The 13,521-nt window shown below is 53.0% G+C and carries 14 protein-coding genes; 7 read left to right on the forward strand and 7 right to left on the reverse strand.

Going from position 1 to position 13,521, the window contains the following annotated elements:
• The first annotated feature begins 71 nt into the window (after positions 1–71).
• The 3 genes from ACESOH_RS01800 (at position 72) to ACESOH_RS01810 (ending at position 3,341) form a co-directional block, all read left to right on the forward strand.
• Complete coding sequence (locus ACESOH_RS01800; protein ID WP_373099289.1) at positions 72–293, forward strand: YejL family protein; 222 nt, start codon at positions 72–74, stop codon at positions 291–293.
• Positions 294–298: 5 nt separating this feature from the next.
• Positions 299–2,047 (forward strand): DUF3413 domain-containing protein, encoded by a 1,749-nt coding sequence (locus ACESOH_RS01805; RefSeq protein WP_373099290.1) that lies wholly within the window; start codon positions 299–301, stop codon positions 2,045–2,047.
• Between the two features lie 307 nt (positions 2,048–2,354).
• Positions 2,355–3,341 (forward strand): amidohydrolase family protein, encoded by a 987-nt coding sequence (locus tag ACESOH_RS01810; protein WP_032093406.1) that lies wholly within the window; start codon positions 2,355–2,357, stop codon positions 3,339–3,341.
• 96 nt (positions 3,342–3,437) lie between these two features.
• Here the strand turns inward: ACESOH_RS01810 and yjjG are convergent, their stop codons facing one another.
• The 6 genes from yjjG to rph all read right to left on the reverse strand — a co-directional run bounded on the left by yjjG (position 3,438) and on the right by rph (position 8,042).
• Positions 3,438–4,115, reverse strand: coding sequence for a pyrimidine 5'-nucleotidase (gene yjjG, locus ACESOH_RS01815; protein WP_373099292.1), 678 nt, complete (start codon positions 4,113–4,115; stop codon positions 3,438–3,440).
• Entirely contained in the window at positions 4,112–5,056 is a 945-nt protein-coding gene (gene dusC, locus ACESOH_RS01820; RefSeq protein ID WP_032093462.1) for a tRNA dihydrouridine(16) synthase DusC, read from the reverse strand. The genes yjjG and dusC overlap by 4 nt, the downstream gene beginning before the upstream one ends.
• Before the next feature lie 2 nt (positions 5,057–5,058).
• Positions 5,059–5,682 carry a DUF2238 domain-containing protein gene (locus ACESOH_RS01825; protein WP_373099293.1) on the reverse strand — a complete coding sequence of 208 codons (624 nt, stop codon included), beginning with the start codon at positions 5,680–5,682 and terminating at the stop codon, positions 5,059–5,061.
• Positions 5,682–6,557: a co-chaperone DjlA gene (gene djlA, locus ACESOH_RS01830; RefSeq protein WP_032093403.1), complete on the reverse strand. Its 876-nt coding sequence runs from the start codon at positions 6,555–6,557 to the stop codon at positions 5,682–5,684. The genes ACESOH_RS01825 and djlA overlap by 1 nt, the downstream gene beginning before the upstream one ends.
• A gap of 118 nt (positions 6,558–6,675) precedes the next feature.
• Entirely contained in the window at positions 6,676–7,317 is a 642-nt protein-coding gene (gene pyrE, locus ACESOH_RS01835; protein WP_032093402.1) for an orotate phosphoribosyltransferase, read from the reverse strand.
• Positions 7,318–7,325: 8 nt separating this feature from the next.
• Complete coding sequence (rph, locus tag ACESOH_RS01840; RefSeq protein ID WP_373099863.1) at positions 7,326–8,042, reverse strand: ribonuclease PH; 717 nt, start codon at positions 8,040–8,042, stop codon at positions 7,326–7,328.
• A gap of 253 nt (positions 8,043–8,295) precedes the next feature.
• Here rph and ACESOH_RS01845 point away from each other — a divergent pair, with 253 nt between their 5' ends.
• Both ACESOH_RS01845 and ygfZ read left to right on the forward strand, forming a co-directional pair.
• On the forward strand, positions 8,296–9,159 hold the full coding sequence (locus tag ACESOH_RS01845) for a YicC/YloC family endoribonuclease (protein WP_373099296.1): 864 nt from the start codon (positions 8,296–8,298) through the stop codon (positions 9,157–9,159).
• 9 nt (positions 9,160–9,168) lie between these two features.
• Positions 9,169–10,008: a CAF17-like 4Fe-4S cluster assembly/insertion protein YgfZ gene (gene ygfZ / locus ACESOH_RS01850; protein WP_373099298.1), complete on the forward strand. Its 840-nt coding sequence runs from the start codon at positions 9,169–9,171 to the stop codon at positions 10,006–10,008.
• Between the two features lie 58 nt (positions 10,009–10,066).
• Here the strand turns inward: ygfZ and murJ are convergent, their stop codons facing one another.
• Complete coding sequence (gene murJ, locus ACESOH_RS01855; RefSeq protein WP_373099299.1) at positions 10,067–11,638, reverse strand: murein biosynthesis integral membrane protein MurJ; 1,572 nt, start codon at positions 11,636–11,638, stop codon at positions 10,067–10,069.
• 279 nt (positions 11,639–11,917) lie between these two features.
• On the opposite strand from murJ, the gene rpsT reads away from it, so the two are divergent.
• Both rpsT and dhaK read left to right on the forward strand, forming a co-directional pair.
• Complete coding sequence (rpsT, locus tag ACESOH_RS01860) at positions 11,918–12,181, forward strand: 30S ribosomal protein S20 (protein WP_032093397.1); 264 nt, start codon at positions 11,918–11,920, stop codon at positions 12,179–12,181.
• A 220-nt stretch (positions 12,182–12,401) separates the two neighbouring features.
• Positions 12,402–13,466, forward strand: a complete 1,065-nt coding sequence (dhaK, locus tag ACESOH_RS01865) for a dihydroxyacetone kinase subunit DhaK (protein WP_373099301.1) — start codon at positions 12,402–12,404, stop codon at positions 13,464–13,466.
• Positions 13,467–13,521: the final 55 nt, after the last annotated feature.

Genomic DNA, 13,521 nt, shown 5'->3' on the forward strand with positions numbered 1-13,521 from the left:
TAAAAAAATCGATTATCATTCGGATAATTCACCACCGGTTTTCCCCTCCGCCGCTACGTTCAGGGTTCAGCATGGCAAAACAATCAAAATATCAGGACAAACAGGTCGATGCGATTTTACAGGATATGATCGGCGTACTCGAAAAACATCAGGCGCCGGTCGAGCTGTCGCTGGTGGTGCTCGGCAACATGGTTACCCATTTACTGCGCAGCAGCGTCGGCACCCGACAACGCAGCGCACTGGCGCAAGCCTTTTCAGAAGCGTTGCTGAACTCAGTCAAAAGCGATAAATAAACACTATGTTATGGATTAAAAACGGCAAACAATATCGCGAAGAAACCTCCCGCAAGATTTCCTGGGGACATTGGTTTGTGTTTTTTAATAGCTTATGGGCCATTATTATCGGCTCCCGCTATGCGTTTATCATTGACTGGCCGGATACCCTGTTCGGCAAACTCTATTTTTTTATCAGCCTGCTCGGCCATTTCAGTTTTATTGTGTTCGCCGTGTATCTGCTGGTGGTATTTCCGCTCAGTTTTATCATCAAAAATCACCGCACTTTCCGCGGGCTGACTGTGATTCTGGCCACGATCGGCATGGCGTTGCTGCTGGTCGATACGGAAGTGTTCTCGCGCTTTAATCTGCACCTTTCCTCCGTGGTGTGGAATCTGCTGGTGAATCCGGAAAACGGCGAGCTGTCGCGCAACTGGCAGATTTTCTTCGCCCCGATGCCAATCATTTTACTGGCGCAAATGCTGTTTTCACGCTGGTCGTGGGAAAAACTGCGCAGTCTGGAACGGCAGAAATGGCTGAAAGGCGTCGGCCTCTTTTTTCTCTGCGCGTTTACCGCCAACCATGTAATTTACGCGTGGGCGGACGCCTCGATTTACCGCCCGATCACCATGCAGAAATCCAATTTTCCACTGTCCTACCCGATGACGGCGCGCTCTTTTCTGGAAAAACACGGTCTGCTGGATAAAGCGCAGTACAGTCAGACACTGGAACAGGAAGGCCGCCCGGAAGCGCCGAAAATCAATTATCCGCAGCAGGCATTGAGATACGCCGAGCATGGGGAAAAAACCAATATTCTGTTAATTACCGTCTCCGGTCTGCGCTATGATGCGCTGAAGGCCGAAACGATGCCGGCACTGCACGCTTTTGCCGAACAGGCCACGCAATATACCAATCACTACAGCACCGGCAATACCAACAATAACGGGCTGACCGGTTTATTCTACGGTCTGAACGCCAATTATACCGACAGCCTGCTCAGCAATAGGACCGAATCCGTGCTGATCGACACATTACGCCGGAAAAACAGCGGTTACAGTCTGGGATTATTCTCCGCCGACGGATTTAAAGCCAGTTTATTCCGTCAGGCGCTGTTTGCCGACAACCGCTTGACGAAGAAAAAAACCGATAACCGCACCGCCGCCGAGCAGTTTATACAATGGCACGCACAGATAACGCAGCGCAATACGCCGTTCTTTGCTTATTTGAGTCTGGCGCTGCCGCAGGGGCTGACACAGGCGGATTATACGCAACAGCTGAGCCGGCTGGATACGCTGCTCGACAGCGTACTGAACACGGTTGACCCGGACACGCTGGTGATGCTGACCGCGGAGCACGGCTACCACTTCAATGGGCTGGATGAAAAACAGCAAATGCATTATTTCGCCCGCGATGAAATTCAGGTGCCGATGATTGTGCGCTGGAAAGCGCTGGCCGCTGGAAAAATCAACCGCCTGACCACGCATACCGATGTGCTGCCGGCGCTGATGAAACATCTGTTCAATACCGAAAATCCGGTTTCCGATTACGCACAGGGAAAAGACTTATTCGACCCGTCGGCAAGCCGCGACTGGGTGCAGGCGGGCAATTACCGCTGGACCGTCGTGATCATGCCGGACGGCACGCAATACCATATCGATCGGCGCGGAAACTATCAAAAATACGACCGCACTTATCAGCCGGCCTCGTCGGAATCGCCGCCGCTGGGACTGTTTTTGGACGTGTTTACCCGGGAAGGGGAGTTTTTTGAAAAATAACCTCGATTCACCCGGCCACCAATAGTTAGAACCGATTATATTTTTAATATCGAACCCCTTATACTATCGCCCGAGTATCCGGGGTTCGGCCGTCAGGTTCGCGCCCTTATATCAGGACTGGATATAATGTTATTAATTAAAAATCCGAGAATTTTTCATAACATTGCAATCAACTTACTCGGTGCGCGCCAAAGCGCATCGAACGCAATTCTCTTTTCACTTAATAACCAATCCCCTTGCATGCGGGATTTTTTTATATCTTCAGCCGCTGTCCGCCTGTTATCGCTTATATCGTCACGGAGTAATTATGAAAAACCACGTTCGTAGCTTTAAAACCTACATCAGAGATGAAATCATCAAAAAGGGCGGCTGGGTAAACGCCCATGCGCATGCTGACCGCGCATTTACTATGACTCCGGAAAAAATCGGCATTTATCACAGCAGCAATCTGCAACAAAAGTGGGATCTGGTGGACGAGGTCAAACGCACCTCATCGGTGGACGATTATTACGCCCGGTTCTGTCAGGCCATCGAGCTGATGATTGCGCAGGGTGTCACCGCATTCGGAACCTTTGTGGATATCGATCCCATCTGCGAAGACCGCGCCATTATCGCCGCACACAAAGCGCGCGAGGTGTATAAGCACGATATTACGCTGAAATTCGCCAATCAGACGCTCAAAGGCGTCATCGAACCCACCGCCAGAAAATGGTTTGACATCGGTTCGGAAATGGTGGATATGATAGGCGGCCTGCCTTATCGCGACGAACTGGATTACGGACGCGGTCTGGAAGCCATGGATATTTTGCTGGATAAAGCCAACTCCCTCGGCATTATGTGCCATGTGCATGTGGATCAGTTCAACACGCCGCGCGAAAAAGAAACCGAACAATTGTGCGATAAAACCATCGAGCACGGCATGCAGGGGCGGGTGGTCGCCATTCACGGCATTTCCATCGGCGCCCATTCCAAAGAATACCGCTATAAACTGTACGAAAAAATGCGTCAGGCGCAAATGATGATTATCGCCTGCCCGATGGCGTGGATTGACAGCAACCGCAAAGAAGATCTGATGCCGTTTCACAACGCCCTGACGCCGGCGGACGAAATGATCCCGGAAGGCATTACGGTCGCTATCGGTACCGACAATATCTGCGATTACATGGTACCGCTGTGCGAAGGCGATATGTGGCAGGAATTAAGCCTGCTTGCCGCCGGCTGCCGTTTTCCCGATCTCGACGCCATGATCAATATCGCCAGCATCAACGGACGCAAAGTATTGGGTATCGATTAAACAAAAGTGCGGTCGGATTTTTTATCTTTTCGGCCGCGTACCGAAAACACCATAAAATCACACCGCACTTTTCCCCGCTTTTTCGCGCGATATTGTTTAGCGCGAGTCTTTCACCACCTCCGCCAGCTCGGCGAAGCGATTTACCGTATAAGCGGGCTGAATTGCCGTCTCGTTGGTGCGCCGGTGCGCCAGCCAGCATGTGTCCAGCCCGGCATTAATGCCGCCCTGAATATCCGATTGCAGCGTATCGCCCACCATCAGCACTTTACTTTTATCTTTCACTTGCGCACGCTGTAGGCTATGGGCGAAAATGCGGGCGTCGGGCTTGGCAATGCCGACCTCTTCCGACACCGTAATAAATTCAAAGTAATCCTGCAAACCGGTATTCTGCAACCGCAGCTGCTGCATCAGAGTAAAGCCGTTGGTAATAATCGCCAGCTTCGCCCCTGCGGCCAAATATTGCAGCGTTTCGGTAACGCCCTCCAACGGACGGCAAATTTCCGCCATCGCCAGCAAATAATGCCGGTTTAACTCCGCCGCACTTTTGCCCAGCCGCTTGCCCCAGCGTTCAAAGCGCGTGGTTTGTAACTGTTGCGCGCTGATTTCGGCATTTTGATATTGTACCCACAGCGGTTTGTTAAGCTGCTGAAATTCGTCGAAATCCGCCGCCTGAAAATCCACCCCGTAAGCGGCGAACATGCGCTTTAGCCCGGCAAAACCATCGAAGGAAAACAGGGTTTCATCCGCATCAAAAAAAATCCATTGATATTTCATTCCGTTACCGCCTGATATAATCTTGCGCGCAAATCCGCCGCATCCTGACAGGTTTTAATCCGCGCAAACAGCGCGTGCGCCGGCGCATAATCTTGTTGCAGATATTGCAGCCACTGTTTAATCCGCGCCACATGATAAAATCCGCTGTCATAGGGGTTTTGCATCTCCGCATAGCGGCATAACAGCGGCATGACGCCGGTTTGCCAGTCCAATTTCGCATGATTGAACTTCACCACCCGACTCAGATTCGGAATATGCAACGCGCCGCGCCCGATCATAAGCGCGCGGCAGCCGGTGACGGCAAGACAAGCCTGTCCGTCCTGCCAGTGCCGGATTTCACCGTTGGCAATCACCGGAATGGATAATTTAGCCCGCACTTCGCCGATTTTTGCCCAATTGATGCGATCGGCGCGATAACCGTCGGCTTTGGTGCGGCCATGCACCGTAATTTCCGTCGCCCCGCCCTGCTGCACCGCATCGGCAATTTCCAACGCGGCGCTGTCATTATCCCAGCCGAGGCGCACCTTGACGCTGACCGGCTGCTCAGCCGGCAATGCCTGACGAATGGCGCGGGTCGCCTGATAAATCAACTCCGGCTGTTTTAATAACGCCGCCCCGCCGTGGCTGCCATTGACCGTTTTCGACGGACAACCGCAATTCAGATCCACGCCGTAAGAACCCAGTTCAACCGCACGCCGGGCGTTTTCCGCCAGCCAGGGCGGCGATTGTCCGAGCAACTGCACGCGCAACGGCGTGCCGGACGGAGTTTTGCCGCCGTCGGCCAGCTCCGGACATAAGCGATAAAACACTTTTTCAGGCAGTAATTGGTCCACCACGCGTACAAATTCGGAAATGCACAGATCATAATCATTGACCTCCGTCAGCAGCTGACGTACCAAAGGATCCAAAACGCCCTGCATCGGCGCTAACATCACGCGCATCATCAGGCCTGCCGCTCACGATCAGGGCGGATCCCATAAAACAGCAGCAATGCGGTGATGGCGCCCAGCGTATCGGCCAGCATATCTTTTTGTGCATCCCACCCATCGCCCTGCGAACCGAGGAACGCGATCCCGTTATCGCCGCCCGCCAGCACCGCATATTGCCATTCGATCAACTCGTAGGCCGCGGCGACGGACATAATCAGAAACAGAGAAAACAGCCCGGCGATCACCGGCCCGCACAGCTTGCGGCGCAACAGAAATTCCGCCGCCGGATAGCTGTAAAACCCGATAGCGTAATGGGCGACGCGGTCAAAATGATTGCGCCCCTCCTCCAGCCACGGCGCCAGCAAATCGCTTGCCCAACGGAAAGGGACATGTTCAAAGGTATAATGCGCCCCGACGGTGTGCATAATCAGCCACACCGACATCAACAAATAGGCGGTACGGCTGAACTGAAAATAGCGATAAGTCAACACTAACGTGCCGAAAACCGCTATAATCGGCAGAATTTCCGCATACCAGACCGCGCGGGAAAAAGGTGCAATCCCAGACCAGATAATCAACGCACCGATAAAACACGCCAGCGCAAGCACACCTGCGTCGGCTTTGGCTTGTTTCCGCATTATTTCCAGCCTTTGGCTTTGCAGATTAAATCATAAGCCGCCTGAATCTGCTGGGCTTTTTCCTTCGCCATTTCCAGCATTTCTTTCGGCAGGCCTTTGGCGACCAGTTTATCCGGGTGATTTTCGTTCATTAAGCGGCGATAAGCGCGTTTTACGGTATTGCGATCATCACTTGCCGACACGCCCAGCACTTTATAGGCGTCATCCAGCGTCGGCCCCGACGTCTGTGCTTGATAACCGCCCTGCTGCCGATAGCCGCCCTGACGGTAACCGCCCTGTTGCCGATAGTCGCCCTGCTGTTGGTAAAATCCGCCGTTGCGGCTGAAATGGCGCGCCGCCATCTCCGCCATTAACAGCTGCTCGAACTGAAAGCGTGACAATCCCAGTTCTTCCGCCACCACAAACAAAATCTCTTTTTCATTCTCATGCAGATGATCGTCGGCAAACGCCGCTTTCACCTGAACGGATAAAAACATTCTGAGCAAATCGGCGCGCTGTCCGCAGCCCAAGCGGAATTCGCGGATCACCTGACGAATCGGGAAGCCGGCCTCTTTTCCGCGGTTAAACGCCTCCTGCGCCAGCTTACGCCCGGCGTCATCCAGATTCATCTGCTGCATCAGGCTGCTGGCCAGTGCAATGTCGTCTTCCGTCACCCGCCCTTTGGCTTTGGTCAAATGCCCCAGCACGGCAAACGTGGTCTGCATAAACAAAGACTGGCGCGTCAGTTTAGTGTTGAAAAAACTGGAATTCACGCTGCCGAGTTCATACAGTTTTTTATCCGCGATATGCCCCAGAATCACGCCGGCAATGGCGCCGAATAACCCGCCGAAGCGCCAGCCGATAATAAAGCCCAGTAATTTCCCGATAAAATTCATTATTTACTCCGATACAGATAAAGTGCGGTCGGTTTTCCACCGGTTTCAGCCCATCCGCCGGTTTAACCGCTGCGAGCGAAATCTGGTGAAAAAACACCGCACTTTTATGTCAGTGCCATTACACGCCGTAACGCTCACGATAAGCGCGCAGCGCCGGCAAATGCTGACGGTATTGTTCATCCCGCTGAATAAAGGTCATTAAATCGTCCACATCGATAATGGACAACACCTGACAGGCATAATCACGTTCGACTTCCTGAATGGCGGAAAGTTCGCCTTTGCCCCGCTCCTGCCGGTTTAACGCGATCACCACCGCGCTGAGACGGGCATTATTCGCCGCAATTAAATCCATCGCCTCCCGAATGGCGGTGCCGGCGGTGATCACATCGTCCACCAGCAGCACCCGTCCCTGTAACGGACTGCCGATTAAATTGCCGCCCTCGCCGTGATCTTTGGCTTCTTTGCGGTTAAAACACACCGGTTTATCCACACCGTATTGATCAAACAGTGCCACCGACACCGTGGTGCCGATCGGAATCCCTTTATAGGCGGGGCCGAAAATGACATCGTAATCCAGCTTTGCCGCCTCAATCGCCGCGGCATAAAACCGCCCCAGACAAGCCAGATCCGCACCGCTATTAAATAATCCGGCATTAAAAAAATACGGACTGACGCGCCCGGATTTCAGGGTGAATTCGCCGAATTTCAGCACATGGCGACTTAAGGCGAATTTGATGAATTCATGTTTATAATCCTGCATAAGTTTCCTTACTCCGCCAATGCGCGACGCTGCGCCTGAAAAATGGCATCACAGCCCTGTTTCGCCAATGCCAGCAAGGTGAGCAGTTCCTCATGGCTGAACGGCTCGCCTTCCGCCGTGCCCTGCACCTCGATGAGCCGGCTGTCGTCGGTCATCACCACATTCATATCCGTTTCCGCCGCGCTGTCTTCCACATATTCCAGATCGCATACCGCATCGCCGTTGACAATCCCGACGGAAACCGCCGCCACCAGTCCTTTCAGCGGGTTGGTTTTCAGCGTGCCGTTCGCCAGCAGCGCGTTCACCGCATCCACTAACGCCACACAGGCACCGGTAATGGATGCCGTGCGGGTGCCGCCATCGGCCTGAATCACATCGCAGTCCAGCGTAATCGAACGCTCGCCCAGTGCGGTTAAATCCACCATCGCTCTTAACGAACGGGCGATTAAGCGCTGAATTTCCATGGTGCGCCCGCCCTGTTTGCCCTTCGCCGCTTCGCGCGGCATACGGCTGTGGGTGGAACGCGGCAGCATGCCGTATTCCGCCGTCACCCAGCCCTGATTCTGTCCTTTCAGAAAACGCGGTACCGTCTCTTCCACCGTGGCGGTGCAAATCACTTTGGTGTCACCGAATTCCACCAACACCGATCCTTCGGCGTGTTTGGTATAGTGACGGGTGATTGTAATCGGGCGGGGTTGATTAAAAGCTCGTTGGTTCGGACGCATTAAAAATTCCTTCATTTCAGGTGATAAAAGTGCGCTCATTTTAACACGCAAACTGACATATGCGAAATTTAAAGGTAAAATAACCGCACTTACGGCGATGTTGTCGATAATGCCGTCCGGGCAGCCCCGGCTTTATGATAATCACCTGAAAAATTTATGCTTTTTCACATTATCCCAGCCAACAGAACACGCCGTTTAGCGGCGCCATCCCGACAACCGAATCGCCGCCAAACCGCAAACTAAGGACAAGCTTATGATTTACAGTATGACCGCTTTCGCCCGTCGCGAAATCAAACGGGACTGGGGCGACGCCGTATGGGAAATCCGTTCGGTGAATCAACGTTATTTGGAAAATTTCTTCCGTCTGCCGGAACAGTTCCGCGCGCTGGAAAACAACCTGCGGGAAACGCTGCGCCGCAATCTGACCCGCGGCAAAGTTGAATGCAGTCTGCGCATTGAACACAAAAAACAAACGGCGACCGCACTCAACCTGAATAACGATCTCGCCCGGCAGGTTATTCAGTCCCTGCAATGGATTAAACAGCAGGCGGGCGAAGGCGAAATCAGCCTGACCGATATTCTGCGTTATCCGGGCGTGGTGGAAGCGCCGGAGCAGGATCTGGACGCTATCAGCCGCGATCTGCTGGCGGCGTTTGATGAGCTGCTGACAGACTTTATCGCCATGCGCGCGCGTGAAGGCGAGAAACTGAAAAGCCTCATCGAGCAACGCCTCGACGGCATTTCGGCGGAAGCCGATAAAGTGCGCGCGCAAATGCCGCTGATTATGCAATGGCAGCGCGATCGCTTACAACAACGTTTCGATGAGCTGCAACTGCAACCGGACACACAACGGCTGGAGCAGGAAATGGTACTGCTGGCACAGCGCATCGATGTGGCGGAAGAATTGGATCGCCTGCAGCTGCATGTGAAGGAAACCCGCGCCATTCTGCACAAAGGCGGCGCGGTAGGGCGCAAACTGGATTTTATGATGCAGGAGTTAAACCGTGAAAGCAATACGCTGGCGTCAAAATCCATCAATGCCGACATCACCAACTCGGCGGTGGAACTGAAAGTGCTGATCGAACAAATGCGCGAACAAATTCAGAATCTGGAATAAGGAATCATTATGCGGATTAATCTTGCACAGTACGGCGTAATCTCCGCGCAGGGCGCCGAGGCGGAAAAATTCCTGCAAGGCCAGCTGACCTGCGATGTGACCCAACTGGCGGACGGACAATCTACGCTGGCGGCACATTGTGATCCGAAAGGCAAAATCAACTCGCTGTTTCGCCTGATTCGTCGCGACCGGCAGCAATTTTATCTGTTAGTCAGACAAAATTTACTGGCCGACACCCTTGCGCAATTAAAAAAATACGCGGTGTTCTCCGATATCAGCTTCACCCTGCCGGACTGGCCGATTATCGGCATTGCCGGTGAAAACGCCCCGCAAACGGCGGCTCACCTCACCCTGACATTACCGACGCAGCCGACACGTTATATTCTGCTTAATCCCGCCGAGCCGGATTGTCAATGCGACACGCCGGCGGCTTATTGGGATATACAGGACATCCGCGCGGGCATTCCGCTGTTAAGCCCGCAAAGCCGGCTTGAATTTATTCCGCAGGCGCTGAATCTGCCGCAGCTGGAACAGGCGGTTTCCTTTACCAAAGGTTGCTATATCGGTCAGGAAACCATCGCCCGCGCTAAATATCGCGGCATCAATAAACGGGCGATGTTCACCTTCCGCGCCGCCACCGCCGTGACGCCGGATATCGGTGCGGAAATCGAAATGCGGCTGGAAAGCGGTTGGCGCAAAACCGGCTTTATCTTAAGTGCGGTCAATTTTGACGGCGTTTTATGGTTGCAGGTCGTGCTAAATAACCAACTGCCGGCGGAAGCCGAATTCAGACTGCCGCACAGCGAAACGGAACTGGAAGCTTATCCGTTGCCTTATATGCCGCAATAAGCCTGAATTGAAGTGACGATAAAACGATAAGCGATGCGATCCGGCGGGATCGCATGTTTTATGCGGCGGTTAAGGCTTTTTTGTCGATCCCGAGCAGCCACAGCATGATGCCGTAAACCGCCGCCGCACAACCAATCAACCAGCCCAGCCAATGCACGCGCTGTAAAAACGACATCGCCTGCCAGCCGTCCAGCGCCGGGCTGTAATACCACACGACCGCGCCCATCACCGCCGCAGCCAGCAAAACTTTCACTAAAAACACCGCACTTTGTCGGCTGAAACGGTAAATATCCGCCTGCGCCAGCCCGCGGTACAACAAATAGGCGTTTAAGCTCGCCGACAGCGCTGACGCCATCGCCAGACCCACATAGCTGAAAGGAATCGCCAGCAGATTAAACCCCATGTTGCTGACCATGGCGATAATACCGATTTTCACCGGCGTTTTGGTATCCTGCCGGGCGTAATAGCCGTTGGCCAGAATTTTAATCAGCATAAAACTCAGCAGCCCGGCATTAAACGCCCATAAGGAATATGACGCCGCCTGCACATCGTGCAGCAAAAACTGACCGCGCATAAACAGCACCAGCAGCATCGGTTGGGCCAGCACCGCAATGCCGATCATCGCCGGCACGCCGAGCAGCAGAATCATGCGCACGCCCCAATCCATAGTTTGGCGAAAATCCGCCACGCTGCGCTGTTCGTCATCACTGCGATTAACATGATGTCGCGCCAGCGTCGGTAAAATAACGGTGGAAATGGCGATCCCGAACAGACCGAGCGGAAACTCAAGCAGACGATCGGAATAATACAGCCAGCTGATCGAACCGGTCATCAGAAAGCTGGCGATAAAGGTATCCAGCAACAAATTAATCTGGCTGACCGACACCCCGAACAGGGCGGGAATCATCAACGTGCGGATTTTCTTAACGCCGGCATCGTTCCACGCCCATTTCGGCCTCACCAGCAGCCCGGCCCGTTTCAGAAAAGGGATCTGAAATAAAAACTGCAACAGCCCGCCGATAAAAATCCCGATGGCTAAGGCTAAATCCGGACTGCTGACATGCGGGGCAAGAAAAAGTGCGGTGCAAATCATCGCAATATTCAGCAGCACCGGCGAAAAGGACATCACGCCGAACCGGCCGAGCGTATTCAAAATGGCGCCGGATAAAGCGACGAACGTGATAAACCATAAATAAGGAAAGGTAATTTTCAGCAGCAGGGACGCCTGCTCGAATTTCACTCCGTTCGGCCCGTCGTGCAGCCAGTCCAGAAACCAGCCGGTGCCGAACAGCGCCGCCACCAACGGCGAAAAGACCATCGCCAGCGCAGTGACTATCGTGACTAAACCGCCGAGCGTGCCGGAAACCTTCGCGATAAATGCGCGGGTTTTATCCACATCGCCGGTTTTCTGATATTCCGCCAGCACCGGCACGAACGCCTGTGAAAAAGCGCCTTCGGCAAACAGCCGGCGCAGAAAATTCGGGATTCGGTTGGCAAATAAAAAGACATCCGCCGCCACGCCGGCCCCGATAAGCTGCGCGGTAATCACATCGCGCACCAGACCCAGCACCCGCGACAATAATGTCATCGCACTGACCAGCATGCCGGATCGTAATAATCGTTTACTCAAAATAATTCACTCTTGGGCTGAAATTTTGGCTTAATTGTATAGAAATTTTATTTTTACGCTATATTCCGGGGCAAAAAACTGTTAAAATCTCGCCCACATCGTTCAGGTGGGCTAACAGAAAGCGCATTTTCCGATAACGATGCTGACTTTCGGTTGTGTCTCACCGAATCCTCAAACTAAATTTTGCCAATTGTTTATTGACAATTGTATAGAAAAAAGGCATATTTTACGCCTTTATTTTTATTCCATAAACTAACAGAAATTTTCAGGAGTTTGACCTTGGCTAATATCAAGTCAGCTAAAAAACGTGCGGTTCAGTCAGAAAAACGCCGTCAACACAATGCAAGTCAGCGCTCAATGATGCGTACTTACATTAAAAAAGTTTACGCCGCAATCGCAGCAGGCGAAAAAGCAACCGCAGAAACCGCATTCGTTGCAATGCAGAAAGTTGTGGATCGTATGGCGTCTAAAGGTTTAATTCACGCTAACAAAGCGGCTAACCACAAATCCAAATTATCTGCACAGATCAAAAAATTAGCGTAATCGTTTTTTAAATCCGATTTAACAGAAAACCGCCTGCAATAAAGGGCGGTTTTTTATTTTCCCTTTGCCTCCTTTTCGTGATTGTTTTCAATCAAATTTATGTTCCTTTTCGCTTAAATATCAAATCCGTGAGCAAGATCCCAGAATAAAACACGGTTTTTTGTTATTGTTTGCGCGTTTTCTTAGTATTTACGGATCACTTATCACACAAGGAGTGGCGATGAAAAAATTAATCAATCAAGCGGAACAGGTACTTGAAGAACAATTGCAGGGGCTGGCGTTGGCGCATCCTGAACTGAACATAAACCAAGATCCGGTCTATGTTATCCGACAGACCGCGCCGACAGCCGATAAAGTGGCGCTGATTTCCGGCGGCGGCAGCGGACACGAGCCGATGCACGCCGGTTTCGTCGGCGAAGGCATGCTGGACGGCGCCTGTCCCGGCGCGATCTTTACCTCACCGACACCAGATCAGATGTATGCCTGCGGACTGGCGGCGGACAGCGGCGCGGGCGTGCTGATGATCATCAAAAACTACACCGGCGATGTGCTGAATTTCGAAACCGCGGTGGAACTGCTGCACGCGGAAGGCAAACAGGTGGCGGCAGTGCTGGTGGATGACGATGTGGCGGTCAAAGACAGCCTTTATACCGCCGGCCGGCGCGGTGTCGCCAATACGGTGCTGATCGAAAAAATACTCGGCGCTGCGGCAACACGCGGGCAGGATTTGGATCAGCTGGTGCGTCTGGGGCATAAGCTGAACAATCACGGTCATTCCATCGGCATTGCGCTGGGCGCCTGTACGGTTCCCGCCGCGGGCAAACCGTCCTTTACGCTGGCGGAAAACGAAATGGAATTCGGTGTCGGTATTCACGGCGAACCCGGCATTGCCCGCCGCCCGTTCAACGGTCTGAATGAGACGGTGGATAGCATGTTCGCCACGCTGATCGAAAACGGCGATTATCAGCGCCCCATCCGGGTTTGGGATCGCACACAGGGCGACTGGCAGGAGCACATTCAGCATAAACAGGCGCTGCAAAAGGGCGATCGGGTCATCGCACTGGTCAACAATCTGGGCAGCGTACCGCTTTCCGAACTGTACGGCGTATTTGCCCGGCTGCACAAAAACTGTTGCGATTTCGGTCTGCGGATCGAACGGGCGCTGGTGGGATCATACTGCACCTCGCTGGATATGCAGGGCGTATCCATTACCCTGCTGAAAGTCGATGATGAGGATTTGGCGCTGTTTGACGCTCCGGTCAGTACGCCGGCATGGCGCGGATAAGCCATGGCACGCAAGTATACGCCTCAAAGTGCGGTGTGATTTTCTTACGTTTTTC

This window comes from Necropsobacter rosorum, assembly GCF_964241405.1.
GTDB classification, from domain to species: domain Bacteria; phylum Pseudomonadota; class Gammaproteobacteria; order Enterobacterales; family Pasteurellaceae; genus Necropsobacter; species Necropsobacter rosorum.